General features: G+C 73.3%; 18 protein-coding genes and 1 tRNA gene. 8 read left to right on the forward strand and 11 right to left on the reverse strand.

The window, feature by feature from the left end:
- The coding region (locus tag EIW28_RS24385) for a hypothetical protein (protein WP_158630491.1) at positions 1-192 on the forward strand (192 nt) is incomplete at its 5' end.
- Positions 193-574: 382 nt separating this feature from the next.
- On the opposite strand, the gene EIW28_RS21310 is transcribed toward EIW28_RS24385, so the two are convergent.
- Genes EIW28_RS21310 through EIW28_RS21320 form a run of 3 tightly spaced genes read right to left on the reverse strand, consistent with a single transcriptional unit; the run spans position 575 to position 3,229 of the window.
- Positions 575-1,699 carry an ArsA family ATPase gene (locus tag EIW28_RS21310; RefSeq protein ID WP_125249743.1) on the reverse strand — a complete coding sequence of 375 codons (1,125 nt, stop codon included), beginning with the start codon at positions 1,697-1,699 and terminating at the stop codon, positions 575-577.
- Positions 1,689-2,648, reverse strand: a complete 960-nt coding sequence (locus tag EIW28_RS21315; protein WP_125249744.1) for an ArsA-related P-loop ATPase — start codon at positions 2,646-2,648, stop codon at positions 1,689-1,691. The genes EIW28_RS21310 and EIW28_RS21315 overlap by 11 nt, the downstream gene beginning before the upstream one ends.
- 14 nt (positions 2,649-2,662) lie before the next feature.
- Entirely contained in the window at positions 2,663-3,229 is a 567-nt protein-coding gene (locus tag EIW28_RS21320; protein ID WP_125249745.1) for a hypothetical protein, read from the reverse strand.
- Positions 3,230-3,343: 114 nt separating this feature from the next.
- Between EIW28_RS21320 and EIW28_RS24540 the strand changes: the two genes are divergently transcribed.
- A complete protein-coding gene (locus EIW28_RS24540) occupies positions 3,344-3,502 on the forward strand; it encodes a hypothetical protein (RefSeq protein WP_181245771.1) in 159 nt (52 codons plus the stop codon).
- A 2-nt stretch (positions 3,503-3,504) separates the two neighbouring features.
- Positions 3,505-3,987, forward strand: a complete 483-nt coding sequence (locus EIW28_RS21325; protein WP_125249746.1) for a RidA family protein — start codon at positions 3,505-3,507, stop codon at positions 3,985-3,987.
- A 168-nt stretch (positions 3,988-4,155) separates the two neighbouring features.
- On the opposite strand, the gene EIW28_RS21330 is transcribed toward EIW28_RS21325, so the two are convergent.
- From EIW28_RS21330 to EIW28_RS21345, 4 genes are read right to left on the reverse strand one after another with little or no spacing between them, the layout of a single operon-like run.
- A complete protein-coding gene (locus EIW28_RS21330) occupies positions 4,156-5,250 on the reverse strand; it encodes a fumarylacetoacetate hydrolase family protein (protein ID WP_125249747.1) in 1,095 nt (364 codons plus the stop codon).
- 55 nt (positions 5,251-5,305) lie between these two features.
- Positions 5,306-6,127 carry a tetratricopeptide repeat protein gene (locus EIW28_RS21335; RefSeq protein ID WP_125249748.1) on the reverse strand — a complete coding sequence of 274 codons (822 nt, stop codon included), beginning with the start codon at positions 6,125-6,127 and terminating at the stop codon, positions 5,306-5,308.
- 21 nt (positions 6,128-6,148) lie between these two features.
- Positions 6,149-6,631 (reverse strand): 2-C-methyl-D-erythritol 2,4-cyclodiphosphate synthase, encoded by a 483-nt coding sequence (gene ispF, locus EIW28_RS21340; RefSeq protein WP_197717411.1) that lies wholly within the window; start codon positions 6,629-6,631, stop codon positions 6,149-6,151.
- Positions 6,632-6,656: 25 nt separating this feature from the next.
- Positions 6,657-7,154: a CarD family transcriptional regulator gene (locus EIW28_RS21345; protein ID WP_112134223.1), complete on the reverse strand. Its 498-nt coding sequence runs from the start codon at positions 7,152-7,154 to the stop codon at positions 6,657-6,659.
- 406 nt (positions 7,155-7,560) lie between these two features.
- Here EIW28_RS21345 and EIW28_RS21350 point away from each other — a divergent pair, with 406 nt between their 5' ends.
- The gene (locus EIW28_RS21350; RefSeq protein ID WP_125249749.1) at positions 7,561-8,313 is read left to right on the forward strand and encodes a hypothetical protein; all 753 of its coding nucleotides are present in this window, start codon (positions 7,561-7,563) and stop codon (positions 8,311-8,313) included.
- Positions 8,314-8,360: 47 nt separating this feature from the next.
- Here the strand turns inward: EIW28_RS21350 and EIW28_RS21355 are convergent, their stop codons facing one another.
- Positions 8,361-9,038: an exonuclease domain-containing protein gene (locus EIW28_RS21355; protein WP_125249750.1), complete on the reverse strand. Its 678-nt coding sequence runs from the start codon at positions 9,036-9,038 to the stop codon at positions 8,361-8,363.
- Positions 9,039-9,168: 130 nt separating this feature from the next.
- Between EIW28_RS21355 and recD2 the strand changes: the two genes are divergently transcribed.
- The gene (gene recD2 / locus EIW28_RS21360) at positions 9,169-11,385 is read left to right on the forward strand and encodes an SF1B family DNA helicase RecD2 (RefSeq protein WP_125249751.1); all 2,217 of its coding nucleotides are present in this window, start codon (positions 9,169-9,171) and stop codon (positions 11,383-11,385) included.
- A 6-nt stretch (positions 11,386-11,391) separates the two neighbouring features.
- On the opposite strand, the gene EIW28_RS24390 is transcribed toward recD2, so the two are convergent.
- Complete coding sequence (locus tag EIW28_RS24390) at positions 11,392-11,565, reverse strand: hypothetical protein (RefSeq protein ID WP_158630492.1); 174 nt, start codon at positions 11,563-11,565, stop codon at positions 11,392-11,394.
- Positions 11,566-11,567: 2 nt separating this feature from the next.
- Positions 11,568-12,059, reverse strand: coding sequence for a YajQ family cyclic di-GMP-binding protein (locus EIW28_RS21365; protein ID WP_125249752.1), 492 nt, complete (start codon positions 12,057-12,059; stop codon positions 11,568-11,570).
- A 219-nt stretch (positions 12,060-12,278) separates the two neighbouring features.
- Here EIW28_RS21365 and EIW28_RS21370 point away from each other — a divergent pair.
- A tRNA-Tyr gene (locus EIW28_RS21370) sits at positions 12,279-12,363 on the forward strand.
- Between the two features lie 172 nt (positions 12,364-12,535).
- Here EIW28_RS21370 and EIW28_RS25500 read toward each other — a convergent pair.
- Positions 12,536-13,738 (reverse strand): sensor histidine kinase, encoded by a 1,203-nt coding sequence (locus EIW28_RS25500; RefSeq protein ID WP_148102616.1) that lies wholly within the window; start codon positions 13,736-13,738, stop codon positions 12,536-12,538.
- A gap of 237 nt (positions 13,739-13,975) precedes the next feature.
- Between EIW28_RS25500 and EIW28_RS21380 the strand changes: the two genes are divergently transcribed.
- On the forward strand, positions 13,976-14,749 hold the full coding sequence (locus tag EIW28_RS21380; protein WP_232014105.1) for an ABC transporter ATP-binding protein: 774 nt from the start codon (positions 13,976-13,978) through the stop codon (positions 14,747-14,749).
- On the forward strand, positions 14,746-16,713 hold the full coding sequence (locus tag EIW28_RS21385) for an FtsX-like permease family protein (RefSeq protein ID WP_125249755.1): 1,968 nt from the start codon (positions 14,746-14,748) through the stop codon (positions 16,711-16,713). Before EIW28_RS21380 ends, EIW28_RS21385 begins: the two co-directional genes overlap by 4 nt.
- Positions 16,714-17,031: the final 318 nt, after the last annotated feature.

Genomic DNA, 17,031 nt, shown 5'->3' on the forward strand with positions numbered 1-17,031 from the left:
CGCGAGGCGATGGAAGAAGCGTGCGGGCGCATCGGCACCCAGCCGATGCGCCCGCACCGAAAAACCGAAGATCGAACAATTCCGGAAGAACAGGCCGTCGAGCAATTCGAACAGGCAACCGAACTCAAAACAGCCACGCAACCGAAAGCTAGAACAAAGCCGCCGAGAATCGCATCAGCCAGCCGCGAATAATCGCACAGGCGAACGACGAAAAACGTACGCACGCACCCAGCTATACGAATTCAAGACAACGCCCTAGGGAAATCGCAAACGCCGATCGGCGGCCGAATGGACGCGGCGTTCACCAATCCGGCCCGCCCGGCAGATTCCCGGCGCCGCGAATCCCGTCACCGACGGTCAACAATGGAACCCGCTCCGATGGCGCGAAGGGGGCCCCGGCCACTAGACTCCGCCGACCCGACCCGACCCGACCCGACCCGACCCGACCCGACCCGACCCGACCCGACCCGACCCGACCCGTGGCCGGGCCGACCCGACCCGACCCGTGGCCGGGCCGACCCGACCCGACCCGTGGCCGGGCCGACCCGTGGCCGGGCCGTCGGTCTTCAGGCGGTTAGAGGTCGGCGCCGGCCGCGGCGGTGCCGAAGGTGCGCAGGTCGCCCAGGTCGACGACCTCGACGCCGAGCGACGGCAGCCACCGCTGCGGAACTCCGGGACAGGCCGCTTCATAGCGGGCGGCGACGCGCTCCTCGGCGGTGCGGCGCCGGGCCAGGTCGGCGTGGGTGCGCAAGACGGCCGCCACCGGGTCCTGCGAGTCGGCTTCTTCGAGCTGGGCCGCGGCGCCCAGGGCGCGTTCGGCCGAGAGGTCGGCGGCGACCGGGGTGAGGCGGTTGAGGATCATGCCGTCGAGCGGCATCCGCTCCTCGGTGAGGCGCCGCGTGAAGTACACGGCCTCGCTGACCGCGGCCGGCTCGGGGGCCGCGATGACCAGGAACGACGTCTGCTCGTCCTGAAGGGCCCGGAAGGTCGCCTCGGCCCGCTTGCGGAACCCGCCGAAGGTGTCCTCCAGGCTCGCTGTGAACTCGGCGACATCGGTCAGCAGGTGCCCGCCGAGGACCTTGTTGAACACGCGCGTGAACACCGCCGCGCTCGCGCCCATGAGCGACAGCATCGAGCGCCGCGCCCCCGGTGTGGAGGCCGACAGGAGGCGGATGACGCGCCCGTCGAGGAACCGGGCCAGGCGGGCCGGGGCGTCGAGGAAGTCCAGGGCCGAGCGCGACGGCGGCGTGTCGAGCACGATGAGGTCCCACCGGCCCGTCGCCCGCAACTGGCCGAGCTTCTCCATCGCCATGTACTCCTGCGTGCCCGAGAACGTCGACGACACCGCCTGGTAGAACGGGTTCGCGAAGATCTCCGCCGCCCGCTCCTTCGTCGTGTGCGACGCCACGACCTCGTCGAACGTCCGCTTCATGTCGAGCATCATCGCGTCCAGGGACCCGTCCCGGACCCCCGCGACCGGTCGCGGCGTGTTGTCGAGCGCCTCCATGCCCAGCGACTGCGCCAGCCGCCGCGCCGGGTCGATCGTGAGTACCACCGTGCGGCGCCCGTGCACCTCCGCCGCCCGCAGCGCCAGCGCCGCGGCCGTCGTGGTCTTGCCCACGCCGCCCGAGCCGCAGCACGCGATCACATGCTTGCGCTCGTCACCCAGGAGCGCGTCGACGTCGAGCTCAGTTCGCATCCGGTCCTCCAGGCATGAGCCGCCGGGCCAGCTGGTACAGGCCCGACAGGTCGACCCCCTCGGGGATCAGCGGCAGCTCCTCGACCGGCCGGCCCAGCTGCTCGAGCCGGTCCCGGTACCCGTCGACCGCGCGGATCTCGGTCCGCGCCGACTCGTACTCCGACATCAGGCCCTTCACGACGGCGTCGTCGGGCGCGATCCCCGCCCGCGCCAGGCCCGCGGCGAGCTCCTCGGCCGTGACCTCGGCCGGCTTCGCGCCCGTCACCTTGTTCAGGATGATCCGCCCCACGGGCAGGTCCGCGGCCATGAGCTCGCGGTGCGCGTCCACGGTCTCCTGCACCGGCATCGCCGCCGGCGTCGTCACCAGGTGCACCGCCGTCTGCGACGAGTGCAGCAGCCGCGCCACCGACCGCGAGTGCTTCCCGATCGGCCCCGTCTTCGCGAGCCGCCCCGACTCGACCGTGACGTTCAGGAACTTCACCACCCGGCCCGTCGGCGGCGCGTCGAGGACGACCGCGTCGTACGCCATCCGCCCCGCCTCCGCGCGCGACACCGCCTCCTTCAGCTTGCCGGTGAGGAGGATGTCGCGCAGCCCCGGCGCGATCGTCGTCGCGAAGTCGATCGCCCCGAACTTCTGGAGCACCCGCCCCGCCGAACCGAGCCGGTAGAACAGCGTCAAATAGTCGAGCAGCGCCTCGTCGGCGTCCACCGACTGACCGAACACCTCGCCGCCGCCCGCGCCCGCCGCGAGGTGCCGCTCCTCGTAACCGAGGGACGACGTCTCGAACAGCGGCGCGATCCCTTGGCGCCCTTCGACCTCCACCAGCAGCACCCGCCGGCCGGGGCCGGCCAGCGCGAGCGCGAGCGCGGCCGCGACCGAGGTCTTCCCGGTGCCGCCCTTCCCGGTGACGACATGCAGGCGCGGCACCGGGAACGCAGAGGCAGTCATTCATCGGAGTCTAGTCATCCGGCGGCGATCCCGCAGATGAGCCATTGCGGCTCGCCCTCCTCGGCTACGAGCGTGAACTCCCAGGTCGCCGGGGACGCGCCGCCCTCGATGCCGATCTCGGCAGTGACGGTCGCCGCACCGACCGAGCGGCCGGTCTCGGTCACCTCGCCCCATTCGAAGCCGCGGTCGCCCTCGGCCGCCGACATCGCCGCGACCGCCTCGCTCAGGTCCCGGTCGGCCTTGTCGGTGCACAGCCAGGCCGCGGCCGCGTCGGCGTCGCGCTCGTCGAGGAGCGCGCCGAGGAACGCGGACACGGTCCGCTCCGGTGTGTCGGTGACGTCGGCGGCGGTGCCGCCGACGAACAGGCGGGTCGCGCCGAACACGAGCGCGGCGCAGAACAGGACCGCCGCGGCGGCCGTCACGACCGACCACAGCAGGCCGGAGTCGCGCGCGGGCGGCGGATCGGACGGGGCGGGGCGCCGCAACGCGGGCTCCTGGCGCGGGACCTGCGCGGGCGGAGGCTCGGCGGTGCGCACGGGTTCGGCGGCGTCCGACGACTGCGCCGCAGTGTCTGCCGGCATGGGGACTCCCTGGTTCACTGGTGCGGCCCGGGGCCGCGGGACTCTTCGGGGAGGCGACGCACTCTGAGCGTAGCGGTGCGCCGCGGGCGAATCAAGACGCCGTACTGTGGGCGCATGGAGAAATGGGAGTACCTCACGGCGCCGCTGCTGATCCACAACACCAAGATGATCCTCGATACGTTCGGTGACGACGGCTGGGAACTGGTCACGGTCCTGCCCGGCCAGAACTCGGAGCAGCTGGTGGCGTACTTCAAGCGCAAGAAGGAGCAGTAGCCGTGGCGGACGTGGAGCAGGCGCTCGCGCGCCTCGGCCTGAAGCTGCCGGCGGTCGTGCCGCCGGTCGCCGCCTACCAGCCCGCCGTCGTGTCGGGGGAGTACGTGTACACCTCGGGGCAGCTCCCGATGGTCGAGGGCGCCCTGGCCGCGACCGGGAAGGTCGGCGCGGAGGTCGACCCGGAGCGGGCGTACGACCTGGCGCGGATCTGCGCGCTGAACGCGCTGGCCGCGGTGGCGTCGGTGGCGCCGCTCGACCAGGTGGTCCAGATCGTGAAGGTCGTGGGCTTCGTGGCGTCGGCGCCGGAGTTCACCGGGCAGCCGAAGGTCGTGAACGGCGCCTCGGAGCTGCTGGGGGAGGTGTTCGGGGAGGCCGGGACGCACGCGCGCAGCGCGGTCGGCGTGGCCGTGCTCCCGCTGGACGCGCCGGTCGAGGTCGAGCTCGTCGCCCGGCTCGCGCCGAGCGCGAAGACCGTCCTCGTCTAGCGGCCTCCTCGAGCGGCACCGTCGAGTCGCGTCATCGAGCCGCATCGTCGAGCGGGCATCGTCGAAAGCCGGCATGGTCGAGTCGCATCGTCTCGGTCGCGTCGCCTCGTCGCATCCTGATTCCCGGACCGGTCGGCCCCCGCGGGGGCCGACCGGTCCGCTGTTTCGTCAGGTGATGGACGGGAGGATGCGGGTCTGGACCTCGCCGAGGGCGACGGTGGTGCCGCGCGGGCCGGGCGCGGTGGCGGTGATGGTGACGACGTCGCCGTTCTCGAGGTTCCAGCGGCCGGTGACGGCCTCGCCGGAGCCGTACATGAGGCCGGGGCGCAGGACCGCGCCGCCGGCGGTGAGCTGGGCGAGCTGCTGCGCGGGCGTCCAGCAGGCCTCGGCGAAGTCGGCGCCGGCGACCGCGACCCCGTTGACCTCGATGTTCAGGTGCAGGTCGAAGCCGTACCGGTCGGACTCCTTCAGGTAGGAGGCCATGTCGGGGGCGGGCTGGGGCGCGGCGGTGCGGGCGGCGCCGAGCGACTCGATCGGGGTGACCCAGGCGCTCATGGACGTCGCGAACGACTTGGAGGCGACCGGGCCGAGGCCGTCGGTCTCGAGCTCCTGGAAGTCGCGGGCGGTCCAGTCGTTGAGGAGGACCGCGCCGAACACGTAGTCCTCGAACGCGTCGGGGGACACGGGCCGGCCGAGTTCGGACTCGCCGCCGACGATGAACCCGACCTCGGCCTCGATGTCGAGGGCGCGGGTCGGCCCGAACGCGGGCTGCCCGTCGTCGCCGCGGCGGTGCCCGGCGGGCCGCACGAGGTCCATCCCGGAGGGGATGAGCGTCGAGGGCCGGCCGTTCGAGGCGCGCGGGTAGACCCGGTCGGAGCCGGGGGCGCGCATCGTGAAGTCGACGTAGTCGGTGACCAGGAGCGGGGCGTGCATGACCGCGTCGGCGAGCGGCGTGAGCCAGGTGGACGCGACGTCCTGGAGGCTCGGTTCGCTCAAGGCCTCCTGGACCTGGGCGCGGACCTGCTTCCACGCAGGCTTGCCGAGCGACAGGAGCCGGTTGAGGGCGGGGTCGCGCAGCGCGGTGCAGGCGGCGCACGTCTGGCAGTCGCCGGAGAGGACCGCCTTGTGCATGTCGAGGATCTGGTCGCCGATGCGCACGCCGATCCGCGGCAGCGTCTCGTCGGCGGTCGAGAAGACCCCGAACGGGAGGTTGTGGATGTTGAAGGGGCTGTCGTCGGCCCCGGGTACCCAGCAGGTCGTCACTTGTCGTCCTCCATCGGATCGGTGTGATGGAGTAACGAGCGCGGACCGCCGGAGGTCACTCGGGGTTGCGGTGCCGGCGCAGAACTGTGAACCATCCCACCCAGGCGGCGACGGCGACGGCGGCGAAGCACAGGCGCGCCCCGGTGCCGATCTCGGAGCCGAGGAGCGCGGGGACGGCGAAGACGACGGCGAGGCCGAGGAGGATCGAGCGGCCGAGCGCGCCGCTGAAGACGCCGTCGCCGGCGATCTTCTCGCGCCACTGCGGGTCGCCTGCGTCCGCGTCGACCCAGCGGCGGCGCACGCGCCGCGCCTCGGGCGGCAGGGTCGGGGCGTAGGCCTCGGCGCCGTCCGGGTCGAGGTCGGCGGCGGCCCGCCGGGAGCGCTTCGCGAGGTCGTCCATGCCGAGGTCCTCGGCGATCGCGGCGAGCGTGCGGTGGGTGCGCGGCTGGTCCGGCGCGAGGTTCACGGCGTTCCAGGCGGCGTCGAGCGCGGGCTGCGCGGCCCCGGCGCGGCGGGTGATGAGCGCGTAGTGGACGTGGTGCAGCCAGGACGTCCGGTCGAGGTCCAGGAGGCTCGCGGCGGCCTGCATCGCCTCGTCGCGGCGGCCCGCGTCCGCGAGCGCGTACCCGCGGGTGATCATGGCGCGGCGGTGCCCGGGCGTCTGGGCGAGGGCGGCCCCGGCGTAGACGAGGGCCTCGTCGGGGTCGTGCTCGGCGAGGGCGCAGACCGCGGCCATCGCGTTCGCGTCGGGGTCGAGGGGGTCGAGGCGCAGGGCCGCGTCCGTCTCGGCGCGCGCGTCGGGCACCTGGCCGAGGTCGTACAGCATCTCGGCGCTCTGGAGGTGCTCGGCGACCGTGCGCTTGGGGTCTGCGTCCATGGGTCTACTCCCGGACAGGTCTCAGGGCTGGTACAGCAACGCTACCGCGGTCGCTGCCAGGCCCTCGCCGCGTCCGGTGAAGCCCAGGCCGTCGGTGGTGGTCGCGGAGAGCCTGACGGGCGCGCCGACCGCCTCGGACATGGCGGCCTCGGCCTCGGCCCGGCGGGGCCCGATCTTGGGGCGGTTGCCGATCACCTGCACGGAGACGTTCCCGACGGCCCAGCCGGCGTCGCGGACGCGGCGGGCGGTCTCGGCCAGGAGGGCGGTCCCGGAGGCGCCGGCCCATTCGGGCCGGTCGGTGCCGTAGTTGGAGCCGAGGTCGCCGAGGCCGGCGGCGGAGAGCAGGGCGTCGCAGGCCGCGTGGGCGGCCGCGTCCCCGTCGGAGTGCCCGGCCAGCCCGGCCTCGCCGGGCCAGTCGAGGCAGGCGAGGCGGCAGGGCCGGGCGGCGTCGAAGCGGTGCACGTCGGTGCCGTGCCCGACGACGGTGGGCAGGATGGAGTTCACGCTGGCGTACTGCTGGCGGGGCCGGCTACTTGACCGGGGCCTCCGAGAGCAGGACCTTGTCGAGGATGTTGTCGGCCTCGTCCTTGACGCAGTCCTCGGCGAGGGCGATCTCGCCGGTGAGGATCTCGCGGGCCTTGGAGAGCATGCGCTTCTCGCCGGCCGAGAGGCCGCGTTCGCGGTCGCGTCGCCACAGGTCGCGGACGACTTCCGCGATCTTGAGCGGGGACCCGGAGGCGAGCTTCTCGACGTTCGCCTTGTACCGCCGCGACCAGTTGGTGGGTTCCTCGGTGTGGGGGGCGCGCAGCACCTCGAAGACCTCTTCGAGGCCCTCGGCGCCGACGACTTCCCGGACGCCGACGAGCTCGACGTTCTTTGCTGGAACCTTGACCGTGAGGTCACCCTGCTCGACGCGCAGCACGAGGTATTCCTGTTCGATACCGCCGATGACGCGAGTCTCTACAGCTTCAACGAGTGCGGCCCCGTGGTGGGGGTAGACAACGGTCTCGCCGACACTAAAACCCATAGGATCGAAACCCCTTTCGCTGTGTCTAGCCTAACACGGGTTCGGGGTTTTCCCCGACAGCGGATCGCCACGAATTCCCTGGTCAATTGGTATGTGACTGATTACTCTACGGCACCTTGCACTTTCGGCGGAGATGCGGATGAGGCGAATGAGGCCCAGGTCGCTCCGCTGTGCCGGGCGTCTCCCCGCGCCGTTCGCGCCGGGGGCGGGCCCGCGGGACGGGGCCGGGCGGGCTCGCCGGGACGGCCCGCCGACCGCGGCCCCGGCCCCGATGCCGTTCGAGCCCAACGCGACCCGCGATCCCGTGAGACCTGGGTTCCACCGCCGCACCGGCCCGGGGGAGAGGTGAGAGCGAGTCGTCTACGCTGTCGTCAGCATTCCTGTCGGAACTCGGAGAGGACCAGCAGTGGCCAAGGGGATCAGGACGGCGGTCACGGCCCGCCGGGCGGCCGCCATCGCGATCGCGGGCGCCGCGGCCGCGACGCTGTCGGCGTGCGGCGCGGGCCAGGTGACCCAGACCGACGTGAAGGTGAGCGCGATCGCCGGGGTGAACCTCGACGAGGGCGACCTCGCGCTGCGCGACCTCCAGGTCGAGTTCGACTCCGCCGAGGGCTACGCCGCCGGCGACGACGCCGCCCTGCGCGCGTGGATCGGCAACGAGGGCGACGACGAGGCCCGCCTCACCGGCGTGGTCGCGTACGCCAGCGAAGAGGACGCCCTCGCCGACGCCGACGAGACCCTCACCGACACCTGGGCCGGCACCGTCACCCTCGTCAGCCCCGCCGCGCCCGTCGAGGAGACCCCCGCCGAGGACGCCACCCCGTCCGAGGGGACCTCCGAGAGCCCCGCCGGCGAGACGCCCTCCGAGGGCGAGAGCGAGTCCCCCGCGGCCGAGGAGCCCGAGTTCGAGGGCGACCCCGTCATCGACGTCGCCATCGCCCCCTCCGACTACGTGCGCCTCGACCAGGGCGTCGAGGACGGCGACTACCTCCTCGTCGAGGACCTCGCGGTCGACCTCCCGGTCGGCGGCCGGCTGTGGGTCAAGTTCGTCTTCGCCGACGGCACCGAGGCCCTCGCCGCCCTCCCCATCGGCCAGGACCTCACCGGCGACGAGGAGCGCGAATACTACGAGCCCGAGGAAGCGGCCGAAGGCCACTAAGACGTCGCGTCGAGGCCCCGGTCCGCTCGGACCGGGGCCTCGCCCGTTCACCGGCACAGCGGCCAGCGCCGCTCCACGGCCTCGTCGCGGCCCTTCCGCTTGAAGTACGCCTCCAGGCTCGCCGCGTCCTCCGCGTGCCACCGGATCTGCGACACGTGCAGCTCCTGCGGGGTCAGGTCGCCGACCTCCGGGTACAGCGCCCCGATCGCGCGCGCCAGCGCGACCGTCGCGGCCGCGTCGCCCGCCGCCGAGTGCGCCCCGTCGTGCACGACCCCGTAGTGCAGCGCCGTCGCCCCCAGGGTGCGCTTCCCGCGCCGGTACCGGTCGACGCGCTTGTCGAGCACCGACGGGTCGATGATCGACATCCGCTCCCACGCCGGCTGCTCGATGCCGTGCCGCTCCAGCTCGTACGACAGGAGCGTGCAGTCGAACCCGGCCCGGTACGCCACCACCGGCGTGCCCGCGTCGACGGCCGCGCGCAGCGCCGCCGCGACCTCCGCGAGCGCCTCCGCCGCGGGCCGCCCCTCCGCCTTCACCTTCTCGTCGGTGATCCCGTGGACCTTCGTGGCGCCCGGCGGGATCGGCACCCCCGGGTCGATCAGCCACGTCAGGTCGCCCGTGCCGGTCACCAAGGCCGCCTGCACGATCCGGTCCCGGTCGACGCCCACGCCCGTGGTCTCCGTGTCGAACCCCAGCAGGGGCCCCTCAAACCATCGCTCGCTCATGTCCACACCGTACCCGTGGCCACCGACAATCCCGCCGATGCGCTGCGGGGAGCGAGGAACCGCCACGAGCCGGGCAATGCCGACCCGGTGTTCGAAACGGACTGACGGACCCGCCGTCTACCGTTGCCGCATGGCGGAGAACCGAGGGCCGGGGACGCCGGGCACCGTCCTGGAGGCGGTGCTCGAACGCGTCACGTACGCGAACGAGGAGACCGGGTACACGATCGCCCGCGCCAGCCCCGCGCGCGGCGGCGCCGACCTCGTCACCGTCGTCGGCCCGCTCCTCGGCGCCCAAGTGGGCGAGTCGCTCTCGCTCACCGGCCGCTGGTCCAGCCACCCCAAGTACGGCCGCCAGTTCGAGGTCTGGTCCTACCGGACCGTCCTCCCCGCCACCGTCCAGGGCATCGAGCGGTACCTCGGCTCCGGGCTCGTCAAGGGTGTCGGCCCCAAGACCGCCGCGAAGATCGTCGCCCACTTCGGCACCGACACCCTCGACGTCATCGACGCCGACGCCGCCCGCCTCATCGAGGTCCCCGGCCTGGGACCCAAGCGCACCAAGGCGATCGCCGCCGCCTGGGAGGAGCAGCGCGCGATCAAGGAGGTCATGGTGTTCCTCCAGTCCGTCGAGGTCTCCACCTCCCTCGCCGTCCGCGTCTACAAGCAGTACGGCGACGCCTCCATCGGCGTCGTTAAGAACGAGCCCTACCGGCTCGCGAACGAGGTGTGGGGCATCGGGTTCAAGACCGCCGACGCCATCGCCCGCGCCGTCGGCATCCCCGAGGACTCGCCCGAGCGCATCAAGGCGGCCCTCCAGTACACGCTCTCGCAGGCCTCCGACTCCGGCCACTGCTTCCTGCCCGCCCCGAACCTCGTCGCCGACACCGTCGAACTCCTCGCGCTCCCCGCCGGGCCCGTCGCCGCCGCCCTCGCCGAACTCGCGGACGCCGGCGAGCGCGTCGTCGCCGACGACGTCCCCGCCGGCGACTCCACCGTGCCCGCCCGGTACCTCGCCCCGTTCTTCCACGCCGAGCGCGGCCTCGCCGCCGGGCTCCTCTCGCTCCTGCGCACGAGCGAGGACCGGCTCGGCGCCTTCCGCGGCGTCGACTGGGACAGGGCGTTCGCGTGGCTGCGCCGCCGCACCGACGCCGAACTCGCCCCCGAGCAGGCCGAGGCCGTGCGCCTGGCCCTCACCGAACGCGTCGCCGTCCTCACCGGCGGGCCCGGCTGCGGCAAGTCGTTCACCGTCGCGTCCATCGTGGCCCTCGCCCGCGCCAAGGGCGCCAAGGTCATGCTCGCGGCCCCCACCGGGCGCGCCGCCAAGCGCCTCGCCGAGCTCACCGGGTTCGAGGCCCGCACCCTCCACCGGATGCTCGAACTGCGGCCCCGCGGCGACGCCGCCTACGACCGCGACAACCCCCTCGACGTCGACCTCCTCGTCGTCGACGAGTCCTCCATGCTCGACACGGTCCTCGCGAACAAGCTCGTCAAAGCCGTCCCGCCCGGCGCGCACCTGCTCCTCGTCGGCGACGTCGACCAGCTCCCCAGCGTCGGCGCCGGCGAAGTCCTCCGCGACCTCCTCGCCGCCGATGCGATCCCCCGCGTCCGCCTCACCCGGATCTTCCGGCAGGCCGCCGAGTCCGGCGTGGTCGCCAACGCCCACAAGGTCAACCGCGGCCAGTTCCCCGAACTCGACGGCTACGGCGACTTCTTCTGGTTCGCGTGCGACGACAACGACCTCGTCGCCGACCGGATCGTCGAGATCGTCGCCCGCCGCATCCCCGCCCGCTTCGGGCTCCACCCCGTCCGCGACGTCCAGGTCCTCACCCCCGTGCACCGCGGCGGCCCCGGCGCCGGGAACCTGAACGCGCGCCTCCAGGAGGCCCTCACGCCCGCCCGCGACGGGCTCCCCGAACGCCGCCACGGCGGCCGCGTCTTCCGCGTCGGCGACAAGGTCGTCCAGATCCGCAACGACTACCAGAAGGGGAAGGCCGGCGTGTTCAACGGCACCGTCGGCATCGTCCAGGGCATCGACCCCGTCGCCCAGACCCTCACCGTCCGCACCGACGAGGACGAGGACGTCGACTACGACTTCACCGAACTCGACGAGCTCCAGCACGCGTACGCGATCACCGTCCACCGCTCCCAGGGCTCCGAGTACCCCGCGGTCGTCGTGCCCGTGACCACGAGCGCGTGGACGATGCTCCAGCGCAACCTCGTGTACACCGCGATCACGCGCGCCAAGCGGCTCGTCGTCCTCGTCGGCTCCAAGCAGGCGCTCGCGGCCGCGGTGCGCACCGCGGGCACCGGGAAGCGCCACACCGGGCTCACGCACCGGCTCGCGGCCTGACGGCCGCTAGTCCTCGCGGGGCGGCTCGATCGGCCGCTCGCCCTTCGCGGTCGGGTACACGACCCAGTACGGGGACCGCTCGTCCCGCTTGTACGAGCGCTGCGTCACCACGACCATGAGCCCCACCAGGCCTCCGCCCACGACGAACAGGGCGAGCGCGACGGCGCTGGAGGCGTCCACCGCTAGCGGTAGTTCGTGAACTGGAGCGCGACCTCGAGGTCCTTGCCCTTGAGGAGCGCGATGACCTCCTGGAGGTCGTCGCGCTTCTTCCCGGTGACGCGCAGCTTGTCGCCCTGCACCTGCGGCTTCACGCCCTTGGGGCCCTCGTCGCGGATGATCTTCCCGATCTTCTTCGCGTCCTCGGTGGAGATCCCCTGCTTGAACGCGACGTCGATCTTCGTCTCCTTGCCGGACTGGCGCGGCTCGGACGCGTCCAGGGCCTTCAGGGAGATCCCGCGCTTGACGAGCTTCTCCCTGAGGACCTCCAGGGCCGCCTTCGCGCGGTCCTCGGTCTCGGCCGAGATCACGGCCGCCTCGTCGCCGCTGCGGTCGACCTTCGCGCCGGTCCCGCGGAAGTCGAACCTGGTCCCCAGCTCCCGCTGGGCCTGGTTGATCGCGTTGTCGAGCTCGGCGAGGTCGATCTCGGAGACGATGTCGAACGAGGCGTCGGCCATGGCGTCCGTCCTTCCAGTGTCGTAGGCAGCTCCGCGTCGGCACCGCAGCGAAGCGGCACAGCACACGACGCGGGGGCGCGACCGCCAAGCTTAGTCCGGGCCCGCAGCCCCGCGCGCCCGCGCCCGGACCCGACGGCAGTGAACGCGGTCTCAACAGGGGACAACCCGCTTGCGCGCCCCCAGGGAGGGGACGCTATTCTTGCTCTCGCTACACGCCACGGCAGGTTACCCAAGTGGCCAAAGGGAGCTGACTGTAAATCAGCCGTCATCGACTTCGCAGGTTCGAATCCTGCACCTGCCACCAGTAGCACAAGGCCCGCCTCAGACGCTGAGGCGGGCCTTCCGCGTTCCCTGCCCGCGCGGCCGGGCGCGGCGAGCCGACGGCGTCCCGGACGCCGCCACCGCGGACTCTCCGGCCGCTGGAACCGGACCATGACCGGCCGGGCCCCGGCGCCTCCACGACCCCCGGCCGCCGCTCACACCTGCGCCGGCGCCGCCGCCCGCGGCAGCCACGCCGCCGTCTCCCAGCCGCCCTCCGGGCGCTCCTGCGCCCGCAGCTGCCCGCCGACCGCCTCCACGCGCTCCCGCAGCCCCACCAGGCCCAGGCCCGAACCCGACAGCGCCAGCGGCTCGCGGCCGAACCGGCCCCGCGCCTGCCGGCCGTCGTCGCGCACCGACACCTCCATGCCGTGCCCGCCCGCCGCGGCCACGACTACCCGCACCCGCGTCGCCTCCCGGGCGTGCTTGCGCACGTTCGTCAGCGCCTCCCGCACCACCCGGTGCGCCGTCGCCGCGATCTCCGGCGCCACCGCGCCCGCCAGCTCCGGCGAGATGAAGCACGTCGCGTCCGTCCCCTCCCGGTTGAACCGCTCCACCAGGTCCTCGATCTGCGACAGGTCGCCCAGCGGGTTCACGCCCCCGCCCGCGTCGTCGTCGCGCAGCATCCGCACCATCCGCCGCATCGACGCCAGCGCCGCCAAGCCCGCCTCCTCGATGTCCGCGAACGACTTCCGCGGATCGGTCGCCGCGACCTGACCCGCCTGCGCCAGCACCACCATGCCCGTCACGTGGTGCGCCACGAAGTCGTGCATCTCCCGCGCCAGCTCCAGCCGCTCGGCCCGCCGCACCTCCTCCTGCGTCTCCTGCCGCAGCTTGTCCATCGACCGCAGGTACGCGCCGAACCCGATGACCGAGAGCATCGCCATGACGACCATGACCGTCCCGCCGACCGCCGACCCCGGGTACACGAACAGGCGCGCGCCGACCACCAGGATCGCCGCGCCGAGCGCGAACGCCACCCACCGGCCCGGCGCCGCGTCCCAGTGCCGCACCGCGAACAGCAGCAGCAGTCCCAGCGCCAGCAGCTCCGCCGACCCGACCCCGCGCGGCCCCTGGTCGTACACCATGTCGACCCCGGTCGCCACCAGCGACGCGACCGACGCGATCGCGATCCAGTGCTTGCGGCCCGGCCGGTACCAGACGTACACGCCGATCGCGAGCAGCGACGTCGCGCACTGCAACCACGCCACCCACGAGTGGTAGGGCGGCTTCTCGTCCGGGAGGTGCGAGGTCGTCTCCGCGACGAGGGTGACCAGGAGGACGGAGACGATGCCGATCTTGAGCAGGCGCATCAGCAGCCGGTTGAAGCGGCTCGACATCGGCCGCCTGGGAGCGTTCATGCGCTCGAAGGTAACCCGGATTCCGGCGTCCTCGGTCGAACGGCCGACCCGCGCCGCCCGAAACCCGTCGCCGAGCCGAAGCAGGCCGCACCCGTCCCGGGCGACGCTGGACCGCATGAACGGAATCCTGGAGATCGGCACCGCCCTGGGCCTCGTGCTCACCGCCGTGTTCCTCATCGCGGGCGTCGCCCTGCCCTTCCTCCCCGACCAGCGAAAGGCCCGCCGATGAGACCCCCCATGCTCAGCGCCAGCTCCCTCGTCAAGCACTTCGGGACCGCGCCCGCGCTCGACGGCGTCGACTTCGCCGTCGCCCCGGGCGAATCGGTCGCCGTGACCGGGCCCAGCGGCTCCGGCAAGTCCACGCTCCTGCACTGCCTCGCCGGGATCATCCGGCCCGACGCCGGCGAGGTGCGCCTCTACGACGAGCGCATCGACACGCTCTCCGAGCGGTCCCGCAGCCACCTGCGGCGCACCCGGTTCGCGTTCCTGTTCCAGTTCGGGCAGCTCCTGCCCGAACTGCCCGCCGAGGAGAACGTCGCGCTGCCGCTCATGCTCGGCGGCACGCCGCGGCGGGCCGCGCTCGGACCGGCCCGCGCGCAGCTCAAGCGGCTCGGCCTCGAAGGCAAGGAGGGGCGGCGCCCCGGGGAGCTGTCGGGCGGGGAGGCGCAGCGGGTCGCGCTCGCGCGGGCGCTCGTCGTCAACCCGGCGGTGGTGTTCGCGGACGAGCCGACCGGCGCGCTCGACCGGGCCACCGGCGACCAGGTGATGGGCGTCCTGCTCGACACGGTCGCCGAACTCGACGCGGCGCTCGTGGTCGTCACGCACGACCCGCGGATCGCGTCCCGGTGCACGCGCACGATCGAGATCCGGGACGGCCGCCTCAGCGGCGTCCCGCGGACCGGCGACGGCGCGAAGGACTTCGACGGGTTCGCCGACGCCGCGGCGCGGCGCCCTGTCATCGACGGCGAGGGCCGGTTCGGGCCCGAACCGGTCGCGGAGGTGTGGCGATGACCGAGCTGGCCTGGCGCCTGACCCGGCTCGGGGGGCGCGGGGCGCTCCTCAGCACCGGGCTGACCGCGCTCGCGGTCGCGGTGGCGACGCTGCTGCTCCAGTTCGCGGTCGCGGGGAACTTCGCGTTCGACGCGCGGGGCGACCGCACGTCGTGGCGCGACGCGCCCGAGGCCGACGGGGCCGGGACGGCGGTCGTGGCGACCGCGCTCGACCACTTCGGCGGCACGTCGGTCACCCGGGTCGACCTCGCGGCGCTCGACGGCGACGCGCCCGCGCCTCCCGGCATGGACGCGTTCCCGGCGCCCGGCGAGGTGTGGCTCTCCCCGGCCGCGGCCGAGCTGCTCGAGGGCGTGCCCGAGTCGGAGTTCCTCGCCCGCTACGGCGACGTGGAGGTCGCGGGGGAGCTCGGCGCGGAGGCGCTCGCGCACCCGAACGAGGTGGTCGCGGTCGTGGGCCGCGCCGCGGACGACCCGGTGATGAGCGCGGAGCGGTTCAACGCGGACGCGGTGTCGCCGCGGGCGATCGACGGGTTCGAGGGCGGCCGGAAGGACGTCGTGTACGGCTTCTACATGATCCTCATGGTGCTGGCCGCGATCCTCATGGCCGTCCCGGCGGCGGTCTTCGGGGCGGCGGCCGCGCGGCTCACGGTGTCGCGGCGCGACGAGCGCCTGGCGACGCTCCGCCTGATCGGCGCGACGCCGGGGCAGGTGATGCGGTTGACGCTCATCGAAACGGTGCTCGCGGCGGCCGCCGGCTCCGTGGCCGGGACCCTCCTCTGGATGCTCGTGACGCCCCTGGTGGCGCTCATCCCGATCGACGGCGGCCGCTGGTTCGTCGCCGACCTGTGGTCCGGCGCGCCCTGGATGGCGGTCGTGGCGCTCGCGGTGCCGGTGCTCGTCGCCGGCTCGGCCCTCATCGGGCTCCGCAGCGTCGTGATCAGCCCCCTCGGGGTGGCCCGGCGGGTGAAGCCCAAGGGCCTCAAGGCGATCCGGGTCGCGGTGTTCGTGGTCCTGTCGGTGCTGTTCATGATCGCGACCCAGCTGGTCGGCGGGAGCATGATCGCGGTCGCGATCCTCATCGTGCTCTTCGCGGCGACCCTCGCGGCCGTGAACCTCATCGGCCCCTGGACCGTGCAGCGCCTGGGCCGCCTGCTGGCCCGCACCGCGAAGAGCCCCGCCCGGCTCCTGGCCGCCCGGCGCCTCGCCGAGGACCCGAAGGCCGCCTGGCGCACCGTGTCCGGTGTCGCGATCGCGGGCTTCGTCGCCGGGTCGGTCGCGCTCTTCCCGATGATCGTGACCGACACGAGCACCGAGGCGACCGAGTCCCTGGCCGCCCTGGTCCCCGCCGACGAGGCCGAGGCCCTCGCGGCGACCCTGACGGCCGAGCTCGGGGACCAGGCCGAGGTCGCGGTCGTCGACGGCAGCGGATACCTCACCGGCGGCCCGGGCACGGCCGTGATCGAGGCGACCACCGCGGGCGCGGAGGTCGAATCGGTGCGCACCACCATGACCGCGGTCCTCCCGGGCGACCCGCCCGAGCGCGAGATCGACTCGAGCATCCTGTCGAACCGCCTCGTGGACTCGGTCCGCACGGGTGTCACCGTGGTCCTCGCGGTGGTCTTCCTGACCGCGGCCGTCTCGGCCGCGATCAGCGCCATCGGCTCGGTCCTCGACCGCCGCCAGACCTACCGCCTCCTCCACCTCGCCGGCACCCCGCAGGAAGTCCTCGACCGGGCCCGGCGCCAGGAGACCCTGCTGCCGCTCGCGATCCTGGGCGGGGCGTCGGTCCTCACCGGGATGCTCCTGACCTCACCGGTCATGGGAGGCATGGGCTTCGACGTGAGCGGGGCCCTGATTCTCGGCGCGACGCTCGCAGTCGGCACCGCATCGGTGATCGGCGCCGGGGCCCTCTCGCGGCCTCTGCTGCGGTCGGTGATGCAGGACGTGAGCCCGCGGCCCGACTAGGCTCCCCGGCGAGTCCGCGAGTCCGCGAGTCCGCGAGTCCGCGAGTCCGCGAGTCCGCGAGTCCGCGAGTCCGCGAGTCCGCGAGTCCGCGAGTCCGCCTCCGATGCGGGGCGGCCCGGGCCTCTTGATTGCGCATCTGCGGAGGTGGCTGGCGTTTGCGGCTTGGGCGTCGGCTGTTGGTTCGGGCGGTTGGTTCGGCTCGGATTGTTGGTTTTTCGGTGCGGGCGCATCGGCTGGGTGCCGATGCGCCCGCACTTTCTTCCATCGCCTCGCGAGGCGTCATCTGGCAGGAGCCGCGCGGGAGTGCACTCCCGCGCG

The sequence above is a fragment of the Glycomyces terrestris genome, from assembly GCF_003933745.1.
GTDB lineage: Bacteria > Actinomycetota > Actinomycetes > Mycobacteriales > Micromonosporaceae > Glycomyces > Glycomyces terrestris.